Annotated in this window: 18 protein-coding genes; 12 read left to right on the forward strand and 6 right to left on the reverse strand. The window is 65.5% G+C overall.

Annotated features, from left to right (window positions below; genetic code table 11):
* The first annotated feature begins 79 nt into the window (after positions 1–79).
* Positions 80–799, forward strand: a complete 720-nt coding sequence (locus ACQY4T_RS10460) for a DUF4410 domain-containing protein (RefSeq protein WP_428541202.1) — start codon at positions 80–82, stop codon at positions 797–799.
* A 52-nt stretch (positions 800–851) separates the two neighbouring features.
* Here ACQY4T_RS10460 and ACQY4T_RS10465 read toward each other — a convergent pair whose 3' ends face one another.
* Together ACQY4T_RS10465 and ACQY4T_RS10470 are read right to left on the reverse strand one after the other, a co-directional pair.
* Positions 852–2237, reverse strand: coding sequence for a malonyl-CoA decarboxylase (locus ACQY4T_RS10465; protein WP_428541205.1), 1386 nt, complete (start codon positions 2235–2237; stop codon positions 852–854).
* 115 nt (positions 2238–2352) lie between these two features.
* Complete coding sequence (locus tag ACQY4T_RS10470) at positions 2353–3861, reverse strand: NAD(P)H-hydrate dehydratase (RefSeq protein WP_428541208.1); 1509 nt, start codon at positions 3859–3861, stop codon at positions 2353–2355.
* 192 nt (positions 3862–4053) lie between these two features.
* On the opposite strand from ACQY4T_RS10470, the gene ACQY4T_RS10475 reads away from it, so the two are divergent.
* On the forward strand, positions 4054–4419 hold the full coding sequence (locus ACQY4T_RS10475) for a TfoX/Sxy family protein (protein WP_428541211.1): 366 nt from the start codon (positions 4054–4056) through the stop codon (positions 4417–4419).
* Positions 4420–4440: 21 nt separating this feature from the next.
* Here ACQY4T_RS10475 and ACQY4T_RS10480 read toward each other — a convergent pair whose 3' ends face one another.
* Complete coding sequence (locus ACQY4T_RS10480; RefSeq protein ID WP_428541214.1) at positions 4441–4593, reverse strand: hypothetical protein; 153 nt, start codon at positions 4591–4593, stop codon at positions 4441–4443.
* Between the two features lie 159 nt (positions 4594–4752).
* Here ACQY4T_RS10480 and ACQY4T_RS10485 point away from each other — a divergent pair, with 159 nt between their 5' ends.
* A complete protein-coding gene (locus ACQY4T_RS10485) occupies positions 4753–5907 on the forward strand; it encodes a hypothetical protein (RefSeq protein ID WP_428541217.1) in 1155 nt (384 codons plus the stop codon).
* A gap of 27 nt (positions 5908–5934) precedes the next feature.
* Entirely contained in the window at positions 5935–8274 is a 2340-nt protein-coding gene (locus ACQY4T_RS10490; RefSeq protein WP_428541220.1) for a type ISP restriction/modification enzyme, read from the forward strand.
* Positions 8275–8323: 49 nt separating this feature from the next.
* Here the strand turns inward: ACQY4T_RS10490 and ACQY4T_RS10495 are convergent, their stop codons facing one another.
* Entirely contained in the window at positions 8324–8971 is a 648-nt protein-coding gene (locus ACQY4T_RS10495; RefSeq protein WP_428541223.1) for a 2OG-Fe(II) oxygenase, read from the reverse strand.
* Positions 8968–10827 carry an inositol monophosphatase family protein gene (locus tag ACQY4T_RS10500; RefSeq protein ID WP_428541226.1) on the reverse strand — a complete coding sequence of 620 codons (1860 nt, stop codon included), beginning with the start codon at positions 10825–10827 and terminating at the stop codon, positions 8968–8970. The genes ACQY4T_RS10495 and ACQY4T_RS10500 overlap by 4 nt, the downstream gene beginning before the upstream one ends.
* A 57-nt stretch (positions 10828–10884) precedes the next feature.
* Here ACQY4T_RS10500 and zapE point away from each other — a divergent pair, with 57 nt between their 5' ends.
* The 8 genes from zapE to ACQY4T_RS10540 all read left to right on the forward strand — a co-directional run bounded on the left by zapE (position 10885) and on the right by ACQY4T_RS10540 (position 21340).
* Positions 10885–12036, forward strand: a complete 1152-nt coding sequence (gene zapE / locus ACQY4T_RS10505) for a cell division protein ZapE (RefSeq protein ID WP_428541229.1) — start codon at positions 10885–10887, stop codon at positions 12034–12036.
* A 424-nt stretch (positions 12037–12460) separates the two neighbouring features.
* Positions 12461–15745, forward strand: a complete 3285-nt coding sequence (locus ACQY4T_RS10510) for an efflux RND transporter permease subunit (protein ID WP_428541232.1) — start codon at positions 12461–12463, stop codon at positions 15743–15745.
* The gene (locus tag ACQY4T_RS10515; protein ID WP_428541235.1) at positions 15738–16856 is read left to right on the forward strand and encodes an efflux RND transporter periplasmic adaptor subunit; all 1119 of its coding nucleotides are present in this window, start codon (positions 15738–15740) and stop codon (positions 16854–16856) included. Before ACQY4T_RS10510 ends, ACQY4T_RS10515 begins: the two co-directional genes overlap by 8 nt.
* Positions 16857–17340: 484 nt before the next feature.
* Entirely contained in the window at positions 17341–18294 is a 954-nt protein-coding gene (mdh, locus tag ACQY4T_RS10520) for a malate dehydrogenase (protein ID WP_428541238.1), read from the forward strand.
* 229 nt (positions 18295–18523) lie between these two features.
* On the forward strand, positions 18524–19720 hold the full coding sequence (gene sucC, locus ACQY4T_RS10525) for an ADP-forming succinate--CoA ligase subunit beta (protein ID WP_428541241.1): 1197 nt from the start codon (positions 18524–18526) through the stop codon (positions 19718–19720).
* Positions 19721–20596, forward strand: a complete 876-nt coding sequence (gene sucD / locus ACQY4T_RS10530; RefSeq protein WP_428541244.1) for a succinate--CoA ligase subunit alpha — start codon at positions 19721–19723, stop codon at positions 20594–20596.
* Positions 20597–20786: 190 nt separating this feature from the next.
* On the forward strand, positions 20787–21038 hold the full coding sequence (locus tag ACQY4T_RS10535) for a type II toxin-antitoxin system ParD family antitoxin (protein WP_428541247.1): 252 nt from the start codon (positions 20787–20789) through the stop codon (positions 21036–21038).
* Complete coding sequence (locus tag ACQY4T_RS10540; protein WP_428541250.1) at positions 21035–21340, forward strand: type II toxin-antitoxin system RelE/ParE family toxin; 306 nt, start codon at positions 21035–21037, stop codon at positions 21338–21340. The genes ACQY4T_RS10535 and ACQY4T_RS10540 overlap by 4 nt, the downstream gene beginning before the upstream one ends.
* A 44-nt stretch (positions 21341–21384) precedes the next feature.
* On the opposite strand, the gene ACQY4T_RS10545 is transcribed toward ACQY4T_RS10540, so the two are convergent.
* On the reverse strand, positions 21385–22890 hold the full coding sequence (locus tag ACQY4T_RS10545) for a hypothetical protein (RefSeq protein WP_428541253.1): 1506 nt from the start codon (positions 22888–22890) through the stop codon (positions 21385–21387).
* Between the last annotated feature and the right edge of the window lie 228 nt (positions 22891–23118).

Consider the following 23118-nt stretch of genomic DNA (forward strand, 5'->3'; position numbering starts at 1 on the left):
GATACGCCGCGACGGTTTTGCTCAGCGTGCGGATGCGCTGAGCAATGATGCAGCCCTGGGGGATAGCACAATGCTACGAATGACGGCGTTCATACAGTTGGCCATGATCGCGACACTTGCCGCCTGCTCGCATGCCAACGTGCAGACCACGGAAAGCTATCTCGGTCCCCCGGTGGCGCGCCCGGATCGTATCCTGGTGGCGCGCTTTGCGCTCAGCCCCGACCAGGTGAGCCTCGATCAAGGCATCGGACCGCGCATCATGCGCGCCGCCGGCAACCAGCCGGCCGGAACCCAGGAACTGCAGGCGATTCAGGATACCCAGGACGCGCTGGCCGAACGCCTGGTCGAACGCTTGAACAAATACGGGCTGCACGCCGAACCGGCAACGACCGAGACCGGCGATCAGCACGGCCTGCTGCTGCAGGGGCAGATCACCAGCATCAATCAAGGCAATCGCACCCGTCGCGTGCTGATTGGCCTTGGCGCCGGCAAAAGCAGCATCGGCGCCGACGCCCAGCTCTACGCCCTATCCGCCAACGCGCCGCCGAGGTTCATGACCGCCTTCCAGGGCAAGGCCGATAGCGGCAACGCCCCCGGCGCCGCCGAAACGATGGGCGCCGGCGCGGTCGGCCAACGCATGGCCACCTCGACGGCGCTGACCGGGGTCACCCACGCCAGCGCCGAAAAGCGCCGCACCACCGATACCGCCGAGGCCACCGCACTAGCCGACAAGATCGCATTGCGCATCGGCCAGTTCGGCGTCGCCCAAGGCTGGATCCCGCCGACGGCGCTAAAGTGAGCCGCGCTGCCGTGAGGGCCGGCCGGGATCACACCCCGGCCACCTCCGACCGCTAACTCCACCCCCGCGCCAGCTTGCGCACCGCAGTCGACGCGTTGCGCTTGCCCTCACCGGCATAGTCCTCGTGCCAATCCTCGATCTTGGCCGGATCGTACAGGTAGTTGACCATCAAGGTCGCGCTCTCCTTGGCGCCTTTGTCCGAGGTATCGCCGGCCATACTCAGCCGCTCCACCCTGGCGCCGTTCGAAAGGTGGAAGTGCGCCACCGGATCCTTCGCCCGCTTGCCGGACGTCTCCACCACCAGGTATCGCGCGGCCAGCCGGGTCAGCACCGGTTCGGCGACCTTGCGCAGCGCCGCGTCCCGCCACCAATGCCGCTTGCCGACGATCGCGGCCAGCGCCTGGCTGCCGGTCTCGGCCGGCACCGCGGCGGCCAGCGCCTCGGCCTCGTCATCGCTCAGCAGCCGAGGCTCGTCCGCCGCCAGCAACGGGTCCAGCCAGCGCCGAAAGCCCGGAATCGGCGACAGCGTCGCGAACGTCTTCAGGTTGCGGAACTCGGCCGAAAGCTCCTCCACCACCCGCTTGATCAGGAAATTGCCGAAGCTGATCCCCGCCAGCCCCGACTGGCAGTTGCTGATCGAGTAGAAGATCGCGGTGTCGGCCTGCGCCGGGTCCTGCACCGGCGCCTTTTCGTCCAGCAGGTTCTGCACGCTGCCGGCCAGCCCCTTGACCAGCGCCACCTCGACGAAGATCAGCGGCTCACCGGGCATCCGAGGATGGAAGAACGCATAGCACCGGCGATCCGAGTCCAGCCGGTTCTTCAGGTCCCGCCACGACCGGATCGCATGCACAGCCTCGTAGTCGACCAGCTTTTCCAGCAGCGCCGCCGGACTGTTCCAATCGATCCGCTGCAATTCCAGGAAACCGATGTCGAACCACGCTGCCAGCAACCCGCGCAGATCGGCGTCCAGCGCCGCCAGCAGCTTGTCGCCGCCGCGCAGCTTCAGCAGCGACCCGCGCAGATCGACCAGGAACTTGCGCCCGTCGGGGATCGAGGTGAACTGCGTCAGCAGCCGCAGCCGAGGCGGTTCCAGCGCATGCCGCAGCGCCGCCTTCGCGGTCGCCCGCTCCGCCACGTCCTTGGCGGCCTGCACCTCGGCATAGGCCGCCGCCACCGCGTCCGGATCAGAATCGAACCCGGCCAGGGTGCGCAGGAACCCGGCCCGCCCGGCATCGTTCTGCGTCAGATACGTCTGCGCCAGCTTCGCCGCTCGGTTGCGCGCGCTGACCTCGCCGCCGCGCCCCGCCAGGCAGGCCTGCATCTGTGCCTCCAGCGTCTCGTCCGCCTCGCCCGAGACGCTGGACGCCATGTCCCGCCAAGCCTCGGTGATGCGTCGGATGGCACGATCCAGCAAACCGGTGGAAACAGCTTCGCTCATGCGGGCCCCATTCAGACGGCAACGCCGTTATCATAGCCGGTGTGGCGAGGAAGTCGCGCCTCACATTTCATCGCGCGAAGGCGCGTCTCACATTTCATCGCGCGAAGGGCGCGTTTCAAACCTTATCATCAAACGCGCGAACCAAAGCCGGCAACAGATCCTCGACCACCAGCCCCGGCCCGGCCAGCGCCGCCGCGCGGCCATGCAACCACGCGCCCGCCGCCGCCGCCGCCCACGCCTCCATGCCTTGCGCCAGCAGCCCGGCGATCACCCCCGCCAGCACGTCACCCGCTCCCGCCGTCGCCAACCACGGCGGAGCCGACAGATTGATCGCCGCCCGTCCATCCGGCGCCGCGATGATGGTGTCGGCGCCCTTCAGCAGCACCACCGCCCCGGTGCGCGCCGCCGCCGCCCTCGCCGCCGCCAGCCGGTCATCGCCCGGCGCGCCGAACACCCGGGCGAACTCCCCGGCATGAGGCGTCAGCACCGCGGCGCCACGCAACGCCCGCGCATCGCCCGCAAATGCCGAAAACACATCCGCGTCGCCAATCACCACCCGGTTCGCCGCGATCAGCGCCGGAAACACCGACCGCGCCTGCGCTGCACCCAGCCCCGGACCGCACACCCACACCTTGCGCCGCTCGTCGCCCAGCAGCGAGCCAATATCGTCGGTGCTGACCAGCAGCCCGGGCTCCCCCGACCGATACGTCTCCGCCGCCCCAAGTGCCGCGATCGTCACCATGCCGGCCCCGGCCCGCCTGGCCGCCTCGGCCGCCAGCCTGGCCGCCCCGGTCATCGCCGCCCCGCCCACCACGCTGACATGGCCGCGGCTGTACTTGTGCGCCTCCGCGCTCAACCCCGGCAGCCGCCAAAGCGTCGGCAGGTTGGCGAACGTCAGCGGCGCGATCGGGTCCAGCACGCGGTCCGGAATACCGATATCGGCTAGCTCGATCCGCCCGCAGCGCCCGCGTCCCGGCCGCAGCAGATGGCCCGGCTTCAGCCGAAAGAAGCTCACCGTCAGCGCCGCCTCCGGGGCAAAGCCCAGCACCGCGCCCGTAGCCCCGTCCACCCCCGACGGCACATCCACCGCGACCACCCGCCGCGCCGCCTTCAGCGTTTCGGCAACCACCCCATCGACCGGGCGAGCCAGCCCAGCGCCGAACACCGCATCGATCACCAGATCGGCCCGCGCCGCCTCCGCCGGATCGAACGCCGCCGGATCGAACGCCGCCGGATCGAACGCCGCCGGATCGAACGCCGCCGACGGCCCACGCCACAGCCCAGCCGCCCAGGCCGCGTCCGACCCCTCGCGCGGCGCCGCCAACGCCGCCACCCGCACCGGCCAGCCCTGCTGGCGCAACAGCCGCGCCACAACATAGCCGTCGCCGCCATTATTGCCCGGCCCGGCCAGCACCAGCACCCGGCACCGCCCGAAATGCCGCATCACCGCGCGCGCCACCGCCCGCCCGGCCGCCTCCATCAGCGCTGGCCCGGATTGCCCAAGCTCGACCGCACCCTGGTCCGCCCGCGCCATCTGCTCGGGCGTCAGCAGCTCAGCCCGCCCGCGCAGCCGAGCCGCCAGCTCTGGGTCAAAACTCCGCACCGATCCATCAGCCGAGGACATTCGTCGTCATCCCTTGACCGGCGGCCACGCACCGCCATCGCAACTTCGCCGCAACGCCCGAGCCGCATCCGGGTTTGAGACCGCCCCGCCGGCACCGCCCCGCTGGCACCGCCCCGCTGGCACCGCCCCGCTGGCACCGTGTCGCCGGCACCGTTGCCGCGCCCCCGCCGATCCGGTGTAGCCTCGGCCGCCATGCCCCCCGCCGATCACCTCACCACCCACCTGCTGGAACTGCTGATCCCGCTCGGCCCGGTCTCCGCCCGCCCCATGTTCGGCGGCGTCGGCCTGTTCCTCGACGGCCGGATGTTCGGCCTGATCGCCCGCGAGGAGCTGTTCCTGAAGGTCGGCGACACCAACCGCCCGATGTACCAAGCCGCCGGAGAAGCCCCGTTCAGCTACCCGACGAAAAACGGAACCCACACCATCACCTCCTACTGGCGCTGCCCGCCCGACCTGCTGGACGAAGCCGAAACCTTCCAGACCTGGGCCCGCCAGGCCGTCGAGGCCGCCCTCGCCGCCTCCCGCCGCAAGCCGAAGCGCATGCGCGGCGCGCGTTAGTCCGGCAACAAAGACAACTGGCTAATCGAACCGCTGCGCTGCACACGCCGAAGCCATCTCCCGTTCCTCGGCGCTGAACAGCCGCTCGGTTTCGTCCATGATGGCGGAAACGAGCTTCTCACCCTCGGGACCCGCACGGCGGCCGAGGCCGATGACACGATATTCCTCGGCCATCGCCGTACTAAGGTCCGGCCAAGGTAATCGATCGGCCGCGCGCAAAATGGACAACAGGTCCGAAAGCGCTTCGAGTGGTGGGCGCTCCTGTTCCGCCGATGTTGCGGGTTGCGGTGCGAACAGGTCTGGTTGGCCGGGCGCGAATCGAGTCATCCGGCAATGATAGTCCTTCTGTGCCTCCGGTTAAGCACTCTGTCAGCCAGCTCGGCCGGCGGGTGCATCCACGCCAAAAATCTGTTGCGAAGCAGACTCTTCGCCCACGATAACATACGTATGCAGTCGCCCATTCTGTCTGACTACCTCGGGGAAATCGCCCGCATCCGGGCCACGCGCGCCGGCACAGGCGAGATCAGCTATTACGGCGCCCTCGCCGGCGAGTTGAATGCCGCTGGGAAGCGGCTGAAGCCGCACGTGTTTTGCGTTCCAAACCTGCGTAACCGGGGATCGGGCTTCCCTGACATGGGCCTCTTCGTCGTCGCCCGCGGCCACGCACCCGAGGAATGGCCCGAGGCGCAGTCTCCCGAACGCGGCGTGGTCGAGGTCGACGACATTCCGGCCGACTTGTCGGTTAAGATGGGCTCCAAGCAGGTTGGACGTTATCTGTCCGCCTACGGCCTCGTTCTTGTCACCAACTACCGCGATTTCATCCTGCTCGGCCGGGACGTCAGCGGCCAAGCTGAGCGGCGAGAGAGCTTCAGTTTCGGCTGCGCAACCGGCGACGACTTCTTCGCCATGGCACGCAACCCGCGCCGGCGGCCCGCCGGTGAGGCAGCTCGCTTCGCCGAATTCCTGGAACGCGTGCTGCTGCATCAGGCTCCTCTCGCCCGCCCCGAGGACGTTGCCTTCTTCCTCGCATCCTACGCCCGCGACGCCCTCGCGCGGGTAGACGAACATGCGAGCCTCCCGGCCTTTGCAGAACTGCGCAATGCCTTGCAAGAGGCGCTGGGACTTAAATTCGAGGGACCAAAAGGCGAGCATCTGTTTCGCAGCACCCTGGTGCAGACTCTATTCTACGGGCTGTTCAGCGCCTGGGTGGAGGTTGCGCAGGCGGGCACGGCGAATTTCGAATGGCGCGCCGCCGGCTGGAACCTGCACGTTCCATTTGTCGACACGCTATTCCAACGCATCGCCACCCCGCAATCGCTCAAGCCGCTCGGGCTGGAGGAACCGCTATCCTGGGCGGCAGCCGCTCTCAACCGGGTAGATCGCCCAGCGTTCTTCGCGAGATTCCAAGAGGCGGATGCGGTCCGGTATTTCTACGAACCGTTCCTTGCGGCGTTCGACCCCGATCTGCGAAAGCAGATGGGCGTGTGATACACACCACGAGAAATCGTCCGCTACATGGTCGAGCGGGTGGATCAGGTGCTGCGCAGCGAACTCGGACTGGCCGACGGACTGGCCGATCCGTCGGTTTGGGTTCTGGACCCCTGCTGCGGCACCGGCGCCTATCTAGTGGAGGTGTTGGACCGTATCGCCCGCACCTTGCGCGAAAAAGGCGAGGACGCACTGACGGCCGAGGACCTGAAGCAGGCCGCCATGACCCGGGTGGCCGGATTCGAGATCATGCCCGCGCCTTACGTCATCGCTCACTGGCAGGTAGGGCACGCGCTACGTATGGCTGACGCACCGCTCGGCCCGGACGAACGGGCCGCCGTATACTTGACCAATGCATTGACCGGATGGGCAGCGCCGCGAGAACCTACAACGACCGTGGAAACCCAGCGGGGAATTCGTTTCAGCTATCCTCCACTTGCCGATGAGCGCGACGAGGCGACGCGGGTGAAGCAGGCTCGGCCGATCCTGGTTGTGTTGGGAAATCCACCATACAATGCCTTCGCTGGCACAGCGCCGGACGAGGAATCGGGACTGGTAAATCCATACAAGGAAGGCCTGCAGCGGAATTGGGGCATCCGCAAGTTCAATTTAGATGATCTCTATGTGCGGTTCTTCCGCGTGGCTGAGCGACGCATCGCAGATGGCACGGGTAGAGGCGTCGTTTGCTTCATAAGCAATCATTCGTGGCTGTCTTTCCCCTCATATGTCCTCATGCGCAAGCGGCTCTTGTCTGAGTTCGATCGGATTTGGATAGACAACCTAAACGGCTCAAAATTCGAGACGGGCAAGGTCACGCCCGACGGCAACCCGGACCCGTCGGTATTCAGCACCGAAGCCAATCGCGAAGGCATTCAGGTCGGAACCGCTGTGGCGCTCCTAGTAAAGCACAATAGCCCGACAGTCGATGCGCGCATTCTCTACCGTGATTTATGGGGCGCTCAGAAACGCAAGCTGCTGCTCACCTCGCTGGACACGGAAAAATTCGATAAAGGCTATTCCCTGGTCCAACCTTCAGCCACCAATAGATTTGTTCTTCGGCGCAGCAACATTGCATCCGACTATGCGTCCTGGCCGCGATTGCCGGAGTTAGCGGCGCAGGACGCAATTCCAGGGCTTACGGAAATGCGGCAAGAGGCGCTGATAGACGGTGATCGGGATGCATTATCAAAACGAATGCGGCGCTACTTCGATTTTCACGAAACGCTCGTATCACTGCAGCACGATAGCTGCGGCCCTGTGTTTGACATGGCTCGATTTGAGGCCGCGAAGGCCCGCGAGACCCTGCTTCGGACCGAACACTTCAGCGAAACAAATCTGCGCCGCTACCACCAGCGGGTCTTCGAGGAAGGTTGGTGCTACTACACAAAAATCAGGCCAATATGGAACGAGCCTCGGCCAGATCTGGCGGCACTCATTGGCAACGACAACCCGTGCCTTGTCAGCCGGGCTTATCGCGAACGACCGCTTGAAGGACCGCACATCCTGTTGACCCGCGCCCTACCAGATTATCACCTGCTTCGCCCAAATTGCTCGGCAATACCATTCTTCAGGGCGCACAACCGCGCCAATTTGTCCCCCGCCACCCGAACTTGGCTTAACGAACTCGGGCTGCCGAACCCTGACGCCGACCGCGCCACCGCCGCACTCCCCTGGTATCACGCCCTTGGCATTGGCTACGCTCCCGCGTGGCTCACGGAGAACAGCGACGGCATCCGCCAGGACTGGCCGCGCGTGCCGCTGCCGGACAACGCCGACCTGTTGCGCGCCTCCGCCGCCCTCGGTGCCCGCGTTGCCGCTCTGCTCGACCCTGACAAGCCGTTGTCAGGCATAACCTCCGGCGCCATCCAGGCAGCTATCCAGACCATTGCGGTGCCAACGAAACGCGGCGGTGCCCCAATGACCGAGGTCGATCGCACGCTCACCGCCGGCTGGGGTCATGCCGGCAAAGGCGGGGCGGTCATGCCAGGCCGCGGACGCATCGTGCAGCGTGGCTTGATGCCAACCGAAGCGCCGAGCGGCGCTGAATCCTCGCTGTTCGGCGCCAACACCCTCGACGTGTTCCTCAATGCTGACGCGTATTGGCGAAACATTCCCGAGCCTGTCTGGAACTTCACCATCGGTGGCTATCAGGTAATAAAGAAATGGCTGTCTTACCGTGAGCGGCCTCTACTCGGCCGGGCGCTCAGCCCGGCCGAGATCCGCTACGTGCGCGACATGGCGCGCCGGCTCGCAGGGCTTCTCCTGATGGCGCCCGAACTTGACTCCAACTACCGCGCCTGTGCGGCCGCGCATCGGCCGCTGAGTGCGGCTTCAAATCTCGAGGATGCTGATCGGCCCTCAGCCTGAGTAACGGTTGCGGGCCTACCGGACGCGTTGAAACCCGCACCACCCCCCGTCAAGCCGCCCGCGTCAACCGCTTCACCAACGCCGAAATCCGATGCCGCCGCATCTCGCTGCGCGCCTTGTCATCCGTCGTCATGTAATTCAGTTGCACGCTATAGCGCTGCCCAACAAACCGCCGGTGCCCATGCCAGGTCGTCGGCCCATTCGGAAACGCCAGCAGCGTACCATTGACCGGCGGAACCTCCACCGCGAAATCCTCCAGGTCATCCGGCCCGCGCAACAGCCGCAAACACCCCTCCTGCCGAGCCCACGCATCGGTCTGCCGGTTCAGATACAGCAACAGCGTCACCCGCTTGGCCAGCGAATCGCAATGGACCCGCCCATCCCGCTCCCCGGTCCAGCCGCGCAGCGTCACCATCGTCGGCGACCCGCCAAGGTCCAGCCCGAACAACCCCTCGATCGCCGAACGCAGCTCCGCCCCATCCATCGCCGCCATCAACGCCCGAGCGTTCGGCCCCAGCCTCACCGCATCGACCGGAAACGACCCCCGCTTGCCCAACGCCGGCAGGTCGGCCAGCACCGCATCCAGCGCCGCCGGCGGCACGAACCCCGGCACCACCACATGCGGAAACGGCTCACGCGCCACCGGCGTCGCCGCCAACTTGGCAAAATTCAGCCGGGGGAAATCGAGCTCGATCATCCGGCGCGGCTTAGCAGCAAAGCCTCGGTCAGGTCGAGCAGGTCATCGGCCCAGTATTCATCAGGTCTGGGCCGCGCCGCGTGCAGCCCTGCATCGGCACGGCAAGTCAACACCGGCAACACCCACCGCGCCGGCAACGACCCGCGTCCATCCGCCGCGCCCAACAGCGCCCCGGCAATCGCCGCGTTAGTATCGCTGTCGCCGCCCCGCCCAACAGTCTCGATCAACGCCGCCTCCACCCCGGTCCCGCCCGCCAGATGAAAGAACGCATTCTGCAACCCGATCAGCACCCACCCCATCCGGCGCTGAAAATCAGCCACGCCTTCGCCCCCCGCCGCCCGCCGCAGCGCAACCCCCACCGGCACCGCATCCGCCCCCGCCGCATCGGCCACAGCCAGCGCCGCCGCCACCATCCCTTCACGATCCGCCCCCGCAACCCCAACCGCGATCGCCGCCGCGAACGCCGCGCACGCCGCCCGACAAACCGGATGCGGATGCGACAACGCCGAATCCGCATCCGCCACCCGCGCCGCCTCGTCCGCATCCCTCGCCCACACCCCGACCGGAGCAATCCGCATCAGCGACCCATTGCTCTGGCTGTCGCGATCGGCACTAGCCCGCGCAGCCCCCGCCCGGTCCGTCTCCACCGCCGCCGCCACGCCAAACGCCTGCGCCGTCGTCTGCCCGATATCGAACGGCCCACTGCGATACCACCGCGCATAGGCCGCCGCAGCCGCCTCCGGCTCATAACCCCCCGCCCCGACCAGCGAACGAGCCAGCGCCAGCGCCAACTCCGAATCATCCGTCGGCTGCCCGGCCAGCGTCTTCCACACCGCGCTATCCGCCAGCTCGCGCACCCCGTCCGGATGCGCCGCCCGGATCGCCTCCTCGCTCTGGAACTCCACCTGCGACCCCAGACTGTCGCCGATCACCAACCCCAGCATGCACCCCAGCGCGCGATCCAATCGCTGCCCCTCTGCCGCCCGAGGCCACCCCAGCGTCACCTTCGACGCCCGCCGAGGTTCGCTGCTGCCACGCCAGCGCCGAGACCGCAGCGTCGCCACCGCCCCCGCCGCGCCGCCAAAACACGCAAACGGCCGGCAAGCGCCATCCACCCCATAGCGCACCGCCACCCCGTCCTCCGCCACCAGCACCCCCCCGGCCGCGCCCAGCAGCGCATGCCCGGCGGCAATGTCATGCGCATTCACCGGACGCAGCGTCATCGTGCCGACCGCGTCCCCCACCGCCACCCGGGCCAGCCGATACGCGATCGAGGGCAGCGGCATGAACCGCCCCGGCGCACAGGCGGTGCCGCTCCAAACCGGCCGCTGCCCGGCGCCATGGTTCAGCAACACCACCTCGCCCGCCGCCAACCCCCGCCCGCTCAGCTCGTTGCTGACCCGCACGCCATTGCGGCTGATCCCGCCACCCTCCGCCCACGCAATCATGTCCGCCCCACGATCCGGGCTGCTCGGCGCATACACCACCCCCAGCACCGGCAACCCCTCGCGCAGCAACCCGACCGAGATCGCACTGCCGCGCCGCCCCTCCAGGAACGCCCGCGTGCCATCATGCGGATCGACCACCCAGCAATACCCGTTCGCCGCCGCCGCCAGCACGCCCGCCTCCTCTCCGACAAACCGAGCCGGCAGCAGCGCGGTCAGCCGCTCGCGCAGGAACAGCTCGATCTCGGTGTCGATCGGCGCCGTGTCGCTGTCGCTGAACCGTGGCCCGTCAGGCCGGCTGAACTCGGCGACCAGCCAGCCCCCGGCGGTCTCCACCAGCGCGATCACCGCCGGCAATAGCGCGGCTAAACTCGGGGGCAGGGCAGGGGCGTTCGGGGGCAGGGTCGTCATAAGCTCAAAGTGTCTAGGCGTTCGCAGCCGGACACGCTATCTCGGTGCCGCCCCGCCATGGACAACGCCACGCCCAATTTGCCCACCGACGGTCCGCTGCCGGTCTACCGACGGATGATCGCCGACCGCGCGCTGGAACCCGACCCGGCCCAGGCCAGCGTCGTCGATCGCCTGCAGGATCTGTGGGACCGCCTGCGCGGCTACGATCCCAGTCCACCCTCGGCCGCCGGCACCGGCTTGCTGGCGCGCCTGATGCGCCGCCGCCACGCCGAGGAATACGTGCCCACCGGCCTCTACCTCGTGGGCGAGGTCGGACGCGGCAAATCCATGCTGATGGACCTGTTCTTCGATACCGCCGAGGTCGCCCGCAAGCAGCGCATCCACTTCCACCGCTTCATGCAGGACGTCCACACCCGCCTTCATGCCTGGAAACAGGCGCAGCCGCAGGGCTCCGATCCGATCCCGCCGCTGGCCGACCACATCGCCGCCGAGGCCGCGCTGCTCTGCTTCGACGAATTCCAGGTCAACGACATCGCCGATGCGATGATCCTCGGCCGGCTGTTCCAGGCCCTGTTCGACCGCGGCGTCGTCGTGGTCACCACGTCCAATACCGCGCCCGACGATCTGTTCAAGGGCCAGCCCGGCCGCGACGCCTTCCTGCCGTTCATCAGCCTGATCAAGCAGCGCCTGGAAATACTGCTGATGAACGGCGGTCGCGACTATCGGCGCGAGCGGATGCGCGGCCTGCGCACATGGCTGGTGCCAGCCGATGCAATCGCGCGCCAGGAACTCGACAACGCCTTCACCCGGCTGACCCGCGGCGCCGCGATCCGCCCGGTGACCCTTTCGGTGATGCGGCGCGAACTGCTGGTTGCCCAAGCCGCCGACGGCGTCGCCCGCTTCGATTTCGGCGCTTTATGCAACACCGCGCTGGGCGCCGGAGACTACCTGGCGATCGCAATGCGCTTCCACACCCTGATCCTCGATGACATCCCGCTGCTGTCGCCCGACAACTACGACCAGGCGCGCCGCTTCATCGTGCTGGTGGACACCATCTACGATCAGCGGATGAAACTGATCGCCTCGGCCGACGCCACCCCGGAGCAGCTCTACCAGCACGGCAAGAACGCCAAGATGTTCGAACGCACCGCCTCGCGCCTCGACGAAATGCAGAGCGAGGACTGGATCACCCTGACCCATTCCCGCTGATCCAACTGCCGGCAGTATGAAACGAACAGTAACTCCCGCCGCGAACCCCGGCGCCCAAGCTTGGCAAAACCTCACCACCCGGCAATAATACCTCGTCATAATCGGACCCGTGACACGGCCATGACATCGTGTGTCATGACACCCCATGTCGTAACGTCCCAGGTGATGACGTACCGTGCCATGGCGCCCGGTGCCATTACGTCCGTGCCACGACGTCCCGTGTCATGACCGGGCTTGGCCCGGTCACCCACGACTTAGACCTACTAGCCACCGACCAACAGCTGACCGGACCACCGACCAACAGCCAACCGGACCACCAACAAACCACAACCCACCGCCTGAACGTCACTTCCAAATAACCACCACAGCCTGAGGACACACCGACGACCAAACGCCGGGCCAACCGTCGAGCGGGGCATGAACCATGATCGGACTGGTGCGCCTCTCGCTGCGCCGGCCCTACACCTCCGCGATCGCCGCCATGCTGATCATCCTGCTCGGCGCCCTCTCGGTCACCCGCATGATCGTCGACATCTTCCCGGTGATCGACATCCCCGTCGTCCTGGTGGTCTGGAACTACCCCGGCCTCAGCACCGAGGACATGGAACGCCGCGTCGTCTTCATCAGCGAGCGCGCCTACTCCACCACCGTCAACGGCATCGCCCGCATCGAATCGCAATCCATCCCCGGCATCGGCCTGCTGAAGGTCTACTTCCAGCCCGGCACCTCGATCGGCGGCGCCATCGCCCAGATCTCCTCGGTCAACAACTCCATCCTGCGCAGCGCCCCGCCCGGCATGCAGCCGCCGGCGGTGATCCAGTTCAATGCCTCTAACGTTCCGGTTGTGCAATTGACGATGTCGTCGAAAACACTCACCGAACAGCAGATCTATGATTACAGCTTGAACTTCATCCGGGTGAAACTGTTCACCATCCCCGGTCTTTCCACCCCCGGACCATTCGGCGGCAAGCAGCGCCAGATCGACGTCGACGTCGATCCCGCCCGGCTCGCCGCCAAGGGCTTCACCCTCACCGACGTGGTCAACGCGCTGCAGAGCTCCAACGTCATCATCCCCGCCGGCACCGCGCGCATCGGCGACCGCGAATACAACGTCCAACTGAACTCCAGCCCCTCCGCGGTCGACCGCTTCAACGCCCTGCCGATCGGCGTGTTCAACGGCGTGCCGGTCAGCATCGGCGATATCGGCCACGCCAGCGACAGCTTCGCCACCCAGGCAAACATCGTCCACGTCAACGGCAAACGCGCGGTCTACCTGGCGATCCTCAAACACGCCGATGCCTCGACCCTCGCCGTGGTCGACGCCACCCGCGCCGCACTGCCCGAGATCCAGGCCGCCGCGCCCAAGGGACTCGAACTGAAGCTCGATTTCGACCAGTCGGTGTTCGTCCGCGCCGCGGTGGAAAACGTCGTCCGAGAAGCCATCATCTCCTCGATCCTGGTCTCGGTGCTGATCCTGGTGTTCCTCGGAAGCTGGCGTAACACCGTCATCGTCTCGGCATCCATCCCGCTATCGGTGTTCGCCGGCATCATCGGATTGTTCCTTACAGGCAACAGTATCAACCTGATGACACTCGGCGGCCTCGCTTTGGCGATCGGCCTGCTGGTCGACAACGCCACCGTCGTCATCGAGAACATCCACCGCAACCTGACCCTCGGCAAGCAACTCACCGTGGCGATCCTCGACGGCGCCGGCGAGGTGATCCAGCCGCTCACCGTCGCCACCCTGGCGATCTGCATCGTGTTCTTCCCCGTCGTCATGCTGTTCGGCGTCGCCCGCTATCTGTTCATCCCGCTGGCCGCCACCGTCGTGTTCTGCATGCTCGCTTCCTACGCCCTCAGCTTCACCATCGTGCCCAGCTTCGCCCGCCTGCTGCTCACCACCCACGACGACCACCACGGCCAGGCAAAAGGCTTCTTCGCGCTGTTCGATCGCGGCTTCGACCGGTTCCGAACCGGCTACGGCTACATGCTGCAGGGTACCCTGCGCCACCGCAGTTTCGTCCTCATCGTTTTCGTCGCCCTGCTGGCGGTCACCGGCGTCGTCGCCACCACCATCGGCCTCGACTTCTTCCCCAGCGCCGATGTCGGCCTGATCAAGCTGCACTACCGCGCCCCGCCCGGAACCCGCATCGAGGACACCGAGAAACAGGTGCTGCAAGTCGAGGCCTCGCTCCGCCAAATCATTCCGCCAAAAGAACTCGACACCATCAACGACACCATCGGCGTGCCGTCGTCATTCAATCGGGCGTTCGTGCCCAGCGACAACGTCGGCGACATGGACGCCGAAATCCTGATCTCGCTGAAGCCCGGCCATCACCCGACCAACAACTACACCCGCTCGATCCGAGCCGATCTGCCGCCGCGGTTCCCCGGCAGCGTGTTCTACTTCCAGACCGCCGATATCGTCAGCCAGGTACTCAACTTCGGCCTGCCGGCGCCGATCGATGTGCAGATCCAGGACGTTGATTTCAATCGTTCCTATGGCCTGGCACAGCAACTCGTGCAGCGCATGAAGGCGATCCCCGGCGTCGCCGACGCCCATGTCGTGCAGGTGCTGAACTATCCGGCCCTGCAGATCGATGTCGATCGACTGCGCGCCGCCGAATTGAAAGTCTCCCAGCGCGACGTCGCCAACAACATGCTCACCTCGCTGTCGTCCTCGGTGCTGGTGTCGCCGAACTTCTTCCTCAACCCGCAGAACAACGTAAACTACTCGGTCGCGGTGCAGACCCCGATCAGCCACATCAATTCAGTCAACGACCTGCTCAGCACGCCGGTCGCCACCCCGCCCACCGTGCTCGCATCGGCCGATCCCGCGCTGCTGCCGGCCGCGCCGGTGATGCGCCTGGCCGACGTCGCCACCATCGATCCGCGCTCCAGCCTGGAATCGGTCAACCACTACACCGTGCAGCGCGAACTCGACATCGCCGCCAACGTCGACGGCCGCGACCTCGGCGGCACCGCCGACGACATCCAGACCGCGATCAACCAGATCAGCAAGGGACTGCCGATCACCACCCATATCGACATCCGCGGCCAGAATCAGGTGATGCGCGCCTCGTTCAGCAGCCTGGGCCTCGGCATGATCCTGTCGGTCATCCTGGTCTACGCCCTGCTGGTGGTGCTGTTCCAGTCCTGGGTCGATCCCTTCATCATCATGATGGCGGTCCCCGGCGGCCTGCTCGGCATCATCTGGATGCTCGCCCTCAGCGGCACCACCATCAACGTCGAATCGCTGATGGGATCGATCATGACCATCGGCATCTCGGTCTCCAACTCCATCCTGGTCGTCAGCTTCGCCAACGACCTGCGCGCCCGCGCCGACATCTCCGTCTTCGAGGCCGCGATCGGCGCCTGCACCATCCGCCTGCGCCCGGTGCTGATGACCGCCCTGGCGATGATCATCGGCATGTTGCCCATGGCCCTCGGCCTCGGCGACGCCGGCGAACAAAACGCCCCGCTCGGACGCGCCGTCATCGGCGGCCTGATCGTAGCTACCATCGCAACGTTGTTCATCGTGCCGATCTTCTATACCCTGCTGCGGCGCAAGCCGCCGACCCTGCACACCCTCGATCTCCGCTTCGCCGCCGAGGCCGCCGGCGCCGCCCACACCGGAGAAATCCCGCCCAGAGCACCCGGAGAACCCTCGCCCGGAAAAACCCCGCCCGGAGAACCCTCGCATGGCTAGACGTGGCCGTTTCGCCTCCCTGCTGCTCTACCTCGCCGGCATCATCGTGATCGCCGCCGCCGCGTTCGGTGCCTGGCGCATGCGCTACGACAACGGCGAGGCGCTGGCCGCGTCGCGGCAAACCCTGGCATCCAGCGTCGCCCGCGGCCCGGTGGTGCAAGTGGTGCAGGTCACCCAAGGACCCGACCAGAGATCGATCCGCCTGCTCGGCGATACCAGGCCCGACCAGAGCGCCACCCTTTATAGCAAAGTCAGCGGCTACGTGACCTCGATCGCGGTCGACCGCGGCGACCACGTCAAGGCCGGCGACCTGCTGGCCACCGTCGCCTCGGTCGAGACCGACCAGCAATACCAATCCGCGCTCCAGGACATGCAAAACAAGCAGCGCAACTGGGCACGCGCACAGGATCTGGTCGCCCACGGCTGGACATCGCACCAGGCCGCCGACCAGGCGGAAACCGATTACACCATGGCAGCCGCCAAGCTGGCGCAGAACGCAACGATGAAGTCGTACGAACAGATCCGCGCCCCGTTCGACGGCGTGGTCACCGCCCGCTTCGTCGATGTCGGCGCCCTGGTGCAGAATTCCACCACCAACAAGACCAGCAACCAGCCGGTGGTGACCATCGCCGACGAAGCCCGCCTGCGCGTCGACGTCTTCGTCGACCAGCGCGACGTCCCCTTCGTCCATGTCGGCGACCGCGCCGACGTCACCGACGGCGCCAACTCCGAACGCAAGGTCCAGGCAACCATCGCGCGCACCTCGGACGAACTCGATCCCCGCACCCGCACCCTGTTCGTGGAACTCGAGGTCGACAACGCCGACCGCTTCCTGCTCCCCGGCAGCTTCGCCTACGTCACGCTGCACGTTCCGGTGCAAAGCTATCCGCAGATCCCGGTCGCCGGACTGATCGTGCGCGGCAGCAAAACCATGATCGCCGACCTCGGCCCCGATCAGACCGTGCACCTGCGCGCCGTGCAGGTCGCCCGCACCGACGGCATCAGCGCCGAACTGGCCCAAGGCGCCACCGTCGGCCAGAACGTCGCCATCAATCTTCCCGACGAAGTCGGCGACGGCGGCCGCATTCAGCCAGTCAACGCCGCTCGGTAATTGCCCCACAAGTTCCGCCGCGCCATGCGGCGGACTCCGTGATCACCAGGCCACTGAAACCCCAGGGCAAGCGCATTTGCCTCAACGCACGCAGATGCTGGAATCACGGCTGCGGAAACACGATGCTGGAACCACGGCTGCGGAAAGCATATGCAAGGTCCCTGCACCCAGTTCTTCAGCCTAACTCCTATCGGCGTGCATCGGCGTGCATCTGCGGTTCCAAAGCGCTACTCTTGTGTCACGCCGCGTCCAGCGAATAGCGCCGACAGAAAATCCAAATGCGATTACCCTGACTGAAACCCGCGACCGCCTTGCCGCGCCCGGCGTGATGGGTTAGCAACGGCCACTTTCCGTGCCGCCGTTCCCGTCCACCAATTCCTGGCCGCCGCAACCCTCTGGCCAACCCAGGTCCTGGCCCAAGGTCCCCGGCAAGGCCCTTATCATCCACCCGGCGCGCCGCGCGCCCTCGGAAGGGACTTCGCCTATGGCTCGCAACAAGATCGCCCTGATCGGCGCCGGCAACATCGGCGGCACCCTCGCCCACCTGATCGGCCTGAAACAACTCGGCGACGTCGTGCTGTTCGACGTGTTCGGCGGGGTCGCCGCGGGCAAGGCGCTCGACATCATGCAGTCCGGCCCGGTCGATGGCTTCGACGCGCTGATGACCGGCGGCTCCGACTACGCCGCCATCAAGGACGCCGACGTGGTCATCGTCACCGCCGGCTTCCCGCGCACACCGGGCATGTCGCGCGACGACCTGATCGGCAAGAACGCCGGCGTCATCGCCCAGGTCGCCGAGGGCATTAAGACCAACTGCCCCAACGCCTTCGTCATCTGCATCACCAACCCGCTCGACGCCATGGTCTGGGTCATGCAGAAGAAATCCGGCCTGCCCGCCAACAAGGTCGTCGGCATGGCCGGCATCCTCGACAGCTCCCGCTTCCAGTTGTTCCTGGCGCAGGACTTCGGCGTCTCGGTGCAAGACGTCACCGCCTTCGTGCTGGGCGGCCACGGCGACACCATGGTGCCGCTCACCCGCTACTCCACCGTCGCCGGCATCCCGGTGCCCGACCTGATCAAGATGGGCTGGACCACCCAGGCCAAGATCGACGCCATCGTCGAACGCACCGCCAACGGCGGCGGCGAAATCGTCAAGCTGCTGGAACGCGGCAGCGCCTTCTACGCCCCCGCCGCCTCCGCCATCGCCATGGCCGAAGCTTACCTGCTGGACAAGAAGCGCGTGCTCCCCTGCGCCGCCCACCTCGACGGCCAATACGGCATCAAGGACCTCTACGTCGGCGTCCCGGTGGTGATCGGCGCCGGCGGCGTCGAGCGCATCGTCGAGATCGAACTCAACGCCAGCGAAAAAGCCGCCTTCGACAAGTCCTGCGCCGCCGTCAAGGAACTGATCGAGGCATCGCGCAAGCTGACCGGTTAGCGCTGCAGCATGATCGCAACTTGGGCGGACCGTTCAAGGCGCGTAAATCCTGCGACAAACAAAGAGCCAAACCATTTTCGGCATGCACCGTCATGCTGAGGATGGTCGGGCGCTCACCCGAACGCTCCCGGCGCGCACAGCGAGCAGCCAAACAAGCGCGCAAGCAAACAAAGGCTAGACCAACCGCGGTGCGCACGGTCAGACTGAAACCGCTCCAGGGAGCCGCGCGATGAACATCCACGAATACCAGGCCAAGGAACTGCTCATACGCTACGGCGTCGGCGTGCTCGACGGCCACATCGCCTGGACCCCCGAGGAAGCCGAGGCCGCCGCCGCCAAACTCCCCGGCCCGGTCTACGTGATCAAGTCGCAGATCCACGCCGGCGGCCGCGGCGCCGGGCGCTTCGCCGACGATCCGAACGGCAAGGGCGGCGTCCGCCTCGCCCGCTCCACCGCCGAAGTCCGCGCCGCCGCGGAATCAATGATCGGCCACACCCTGATCACCAAACAGACCGGCGACGCCGGCCGTCCGGTGCGCCGGGTCTACGTCGAAGCCGGCTGCGACATCGCCCGCGAACTCTACCTCTCGCTGCTGGTCGATCGGCTCAGCGGCCGCGTCACCATCGTCGCCTGCACCGAAGGCGGCATGGAGATCGAGGAAGTCAGCCTCGCCCACCCGGAAAAGATCCTCCGCGTCGGCATCGACCCGGCCTCCGGCATCGCCGGCTTCCACGCCCGCCGCCTCGCCGCCGGCCTCGGCCTCACCGGCAAGCAGGCCGCTGCATTCGGGAAATTCCTCAACGCCGTCCACGCCGCCTTCCACGCGCTGGACTGCTCTGTCATCGAGATCAACCCGCTGGTGGTCACCGCCGGCGGCGACATCGTCGCGCTCGACGCCAAGGTCAGCTTCGACGACAACGCGCTGTTCCGCCACCCCGAACTGGAAAAGCTGCGCGACGAGGCCGAGGAGGACCCCAAGGAACTCGAAGCCGCCCGCTTCGAACTCAACTACGTCGCCCTCGACGGCAACATCGGCTGCATGGTCAACGGCGCCGGCCTGGCAATGGCGACCATGGACATCATCAAGCTGTTCGGCATGTCGCCGGCCAACTTCCTCGACGTCGGCGGGGGCGCCACCAAGGAACGCGTCACCGCGGCGTTCAAGATCATCCTCTCCGACCCCAACGTCGAGGGCATCCTGATCAACATCTTCGGCGGCATCATGCGCTGCGACGTGATCGCCGACGGCGTCGTCTCGGCCGCGCGTGAGGTGCAACTCTCGGTCCCCCTCGTGGTGCGCCTCGCCGGCACCAACGTCGACCTCGGCAAGCAGATCATGGCCAAGTCCAACCTGCCGATCGTCGCCGCCGACAATCTTGCGGATGCCGCCGAGAAAATCGTCAAAGCCGTGCGGGAGGCCGCCTAGATGTCCGTCCTGGTCAACCGCGACACCAAGGTCATCTGCCAGGGCTTCACCGGCGCCCAGGGCACCTACCACTCCGAACAGGCGATCGCCTACGGCACCAAAATGGTCGGCGGCGTGACCCCGGGGAAGGGCGGCGCCACCCACCTCAACCTGCCGGTGTTCGACACCGTCTGGGAGTGCCGCGAAAAAACCGGCGCCGACGCCTCGGTGATCTACGTCCCGCCCCCCTTCGCCGCCGACGCCATCCTGGAGGCGATCGACGCCGAATTCCCGCTGATCATCTGCATCACCGAAGGCATCCCGGTGCTCGACATGGTGCGCGTCAAACGCGCCCTCAGCGGGTCGAAATCCCGCCTGATCGGCCCCAATTGCCCCGGCGTCATCACCCCTGACGAGTGCAAGATCGGCATCATGCCCGGCCACATCCACAAACGCGGCAGCGTCGGCATCGTCTCCCGCTCCGGCACCCTCACCTACGAAGCCGTGGCCCAGACCACCGCCGCCGGCCTCGGTCAGACCAGTTGCGTCGGCATCGGCGGCGACCCGGTGAAAGGCACCGACTTCATCGAGGTGCTGGAGATGTTCCTGGCCGACCCCGAAACCAAACAGATCGTCATGATCGGCGAAATCGGCGGCCAGAGCGAAACCGACGCCGCCGAATTCCTCGCCCGCAACAAGGTGAAAAAACCCACCGTCGGCTTCATCGCCGGCGCCGCCGCTCCCCCCGGCCGCCGCATGGGCCACGCCGGCGCGGTGATCAGCGGCGGCAAGGACACCGCCGCCGCCAAGATGGAAGCCATGCGCGCCGCCGGCATCCACGTCGCCGACAGCCCCGCCGCCCTCGGCAGCACGATGGTGGAGGTGCTGAAGGGGTAGGGCGGCTAGAGGGCCTGGCTGACCAACCCGTGTCATGACGGGCATGGCCCGGTCACCCACGACTGCGGTCGCCATTCCAGACCTGCCCTGATACCGGGAAAACCGCGTCTCCCGCGTCAAACGGCGAACGTCCTTGACCCCCAGCCAACCCACTCCTACCATATGTCAATCATTGACATTGAGCAAGACCATGGCAACCAACGTTCATCTGACCCCCGAACTGGAACGCTTCGCCCATGAATGCGTCGAAGGCGGCCGCTATAACAACGTCAGCGAAGTGGTTCGTGCCTCCCTGCGCTTGCTACAGGACGCGGAGGATCGCCGCCGCGCGGTGGCCCAGATGCTGGATCAGGCCATGCAGGAGGCAGACCGTGACGGCGACGTCTCGCTGGAGACCGCGTTGGCAAACATGGATGAGATTATCGCCGCTAGTGAGCGATGACGCCTGCCACCCTCTCTCCGATGGCGAATCGAGATCTTGAGGCTGCGACACGTTGGATCGCAAAGGACAACCCAGCCGCCGCGCGTGCATTGCGGAGCATCGTGGCGCGAACAGCGATCACCATCGGCGAGCATCCGAACGTCGGAAGCCAGCGCCCCGATATCGTGCCGCCACCGTTCCGGATCATCCCGTTGAGAGGCTTTCCCTATATCATCGTCTATCATTCGGATCGACGCCCACCTGTCATTGCAAGGCTCTTGCACGGCGCCCGAGACCTACCGGAAATCTTGCGCGACCTCTGAGGCAATGGACATTGATCGGGGCAGAGTCTCAGAAAAAGGACATTCTACATCCAAATCGACTGATAAACTGTGTCACGAATGCGTTTGATCTTAGCGGCTCCGATATACTCGATCCTGTCGAGATCCTGGTCCGTCGTGTTTGCGAGTTGGTCGACGGTGGCTATGCCGGCCCCTTGCAGACGTCCGATCATGTCCTTTGTAAGGCCATATGGATACGCAACCGACTTTCCGAGTACCGCAACTGGGCGGTCCAAAATTGCGAGCCCATGCTCGGAGGGGAGCAGGGGAAGTTTGACGCCCTGGAAAGTCTGCCCTAAGACATGGAGTTCAGCAGGCTCCGGCACTCCGGCTATCCATTCCTCGATCATCTCGATGGTCAACCTGTTTGATGGAACCGAGTCGAGCAGATTGCACAGGTTGATTGCAAAGACTGGACCTCTGCCTCCCGACTTCATCGCCCGGGACGCCTCTCGACGTGCCAGAAAACCCAGATATTCCAGTATTTCAAAAATCTTACTGTAATGGCTGACGAGCTGGCGATGAATCAGCACGCGGTCCTGTGCGATGTTGCGGGGCCGTTCCTTAACTAATCGTGTAGTATGTTCTACAATCGCTTCCATTACCTCGCGGGCCGGCTCGACGAGAGGCTCGTAGACGCCAAGCTTGGGCGCTACCTCCTCCATCAATGGCCAGTAATAATCGGTTGCCATTTCCAAGAAACACCTTGTGACCTCGGGGATGCCGATACGATCATGCTCGTCGAAGCGATTACAGGCGAGGATAAAGCCTCGGAGATTGCCGACCACTGCCCGACCAAGCAGATTTGCGAATTGAACCGGGGAAAGGCGATCTGAAAACGTTGGACGCAGGGCAAGCTTTGGATATCGGGCTTGTACGACTTTCGGGAAAAAATCCAAATCGGTCGAGACGTCAGAACGGCTTATGTCGATGACTGTTGAGTCATTGAAGACATCGAACCGGACCCCGAACTTTGTCACTCCTGGATAGATTGACGCCTTGCAAGACGTAAGGCCGCTTGAGAGTGTCCGGAACAGGTCAAAGAATACCTCCAAGGGCTTCTCACGGCCGATGTGCGCAGCATCGTCAAACAGTAGTACGATCCGTCTGCCTATCGTTTGCGACAGCTTCGTCAAACCAAGCTGTAGAGATAGTTGATCACTAGCCGTACCAAAGTTGTAGCCGAGACCGCGATCCGTTACCTCTTTCTGAACCCTATCTGAAAGTATGGTGCAGAAATGCCCTATGTACTCTTCGCCGTCCGACTGTAGCAGTGGGAGGTAGCGCAGACTGACATATACTGGAAAGATAGTTGATCCCTCCTGCATTCGCCTCCAGGCCTCAAGCAGTAGTGCGCTCTTGCCACTCCCGCGACCGCCGCGCAGCAAAACTGGCCCGTGAGCGCTCAACTTGCGAATGATCACGTCATCATATGACGAGAAGCTATGGTATTTGGCGAAACTCTCAGGTGGACATTCCTCAGCCGTGAGGATCAGCCCAGAGTCTGCTTCGTCGTCTTGCTGAGGTTTCACGGAATACCCCTTCTAAATGACAAGTAGGTGTCGAGAGCCTCATTGGGTGTCAGCGCCGCGTATGCGGTCGGGATGAAATGGGATGTCAGCCCTTAAGTGGCCCACAAGAGCGCAGGTGTCGCGGATTGCGCTCTTGACGGTCGTTTCGTCGAACACGAGAGGGCTGGTGAAAAACTCCCAATGAACGCCCTTCGACAAGGTAGAATACAACTGGAGACTTCGTCCCTT

The sequence above is a fragment of the Rhodopila sp. genome (assembly GCF_965277825.1).
Taxonomy (GTDB): Bacteria; Pseudomonadota; Alphaproteobacteria; order Acetobacterales; family Acetobacteraceae; genus Rhodopila.

What these genes read in the sequence shown, in the direction of transcription:
- ACQY4T_RS10480 (WP_428541214.1), bottom strand. Translation starts at nt 4,593, where the DNA reads ATGGCCGAGGAATATCGTGTCATCGGCCTCGGCCGCCGTGCGGGTCCC.
- ACQY4T_RS10460 (WP_428541202.1), top strand. Translation starts at nt 80, where the DNA reads ATGACGGCGTTCATACAGTTGGCCATGATCGCGACACTTGCCGCCTGC.
- sucD (WP_428541244.1), top strand. Translation starts at nt 19,721, where the DNA reads ATGTCCGTCCTGGTCAACCGCGACACCAAGGTCATCTGCCAGGGCTTC.
- ACQY4T_RS10515 (WP_428541235.1), top strand. Translation starts at nt 15,738, where the DNA reads ATGGCTAGACGTGGCCGTTTCGCCTCCCTGCTGCTCTACCTCGCCGGC.
- ACQY4T_RS10500 (WP_428541226.1), bottom strand. Translation starts at nt 10,827, where the DNA reads ATGACGACCCTGCCCCCGAACGCCCCTGCCCTGCCCCCGAGTTTAGCC.
- mdh (WP_428541238.1), top strand. Translation starts at nt 17,341, where the DNA reads ATGGCTCGCAACAAGATCGCCCTGATCGGCGCCGGCAACATCGGCGGC.
- ACQY4T_RS10490 (WP_428541220.1), top strand. Translation starts at nt 5,935, where the DNA reads ATGGTCGAGCGGGTGGATCAGGTGCTGCGCAGCGAACTCGGACTGGCC.
- ACQY4T_RS10470 (WP_428541208.1), bottom strand. Translation starts at nt 3,861, where the DNA reads ATGTCCTCGGCTGATGGATCGGTGCGGAGTTTTGACCCAGAGCTGGCG.
- ACQY4T_RS10540 (WP_428541250.1), top strand. Translation starts at nt 21,035, where the DNA reads ATGACGCCTGCCACCCTCTCTCCGATGGCGAATCGAGATCTTGAGGCT.
- ACQY4T_RS10495 (WP_428541223.1), bottom strand. Translation starts at nt 8,971, where the DNA reads ATGATCGAGCTCGATTTCCCCCGGCTGAATTTTGCCAAGTTGGCGGCG.
- ACQY4T_RS10475 (WP_428541211.1), top strand. Translation starts at nt 4,054, where the DNA reads ATGCCCCCCGCCGATCACCTCACCACCCACCTGCTGGAACTGCTGATC.
- ACQY4T_RS10485 (WP_428541217.1), top strand. Translation starts at nt 4,753, where the DNA reads ATGATAGTCCTTCTGTGCCTCCGGTTAAGCACTCTGTCAGCCAGCTCG.
- ACQY4T_RS10465 (WP_428541205.1), bottom strand. Translation starts at nt 2,237, where the DNA reads ATGAGCGAAGCTGTTTCCACCGGTTTGCTGGATCGTGCCATCCGACGC.
- ACQY4T_RS10510 (WP_428541232.1), top strand. Translation starts at nt 12,461, where the DNA reads ATGATCGGACTGGTGCGCCTCTCGCTGCGCCGGCCCTACACCTCCGCG.
- zapE (WP_428541229.1), top strand. Translation starts at nt 10,885, where the DNA reads ATGGACAACGCCACGCCCAATTTGCCCACCGACGGTCCGCTGCCGGTC.
- sucC (WP_428541241.1), top strand. Translation starts at nt 18,524, where the DNA reads ATGAACATCCACGAATACCAGGCCAAGGAACTGCTCATACGCTACGGC.
- ACQY4T_RS10535 (WP_428541247.1), top strand. Translation starts at nt 20,787, where the DNA reads ATGGCAACCAACGTTCATCTGACCCCCGAACTGGAACGCTTCGCCCAT.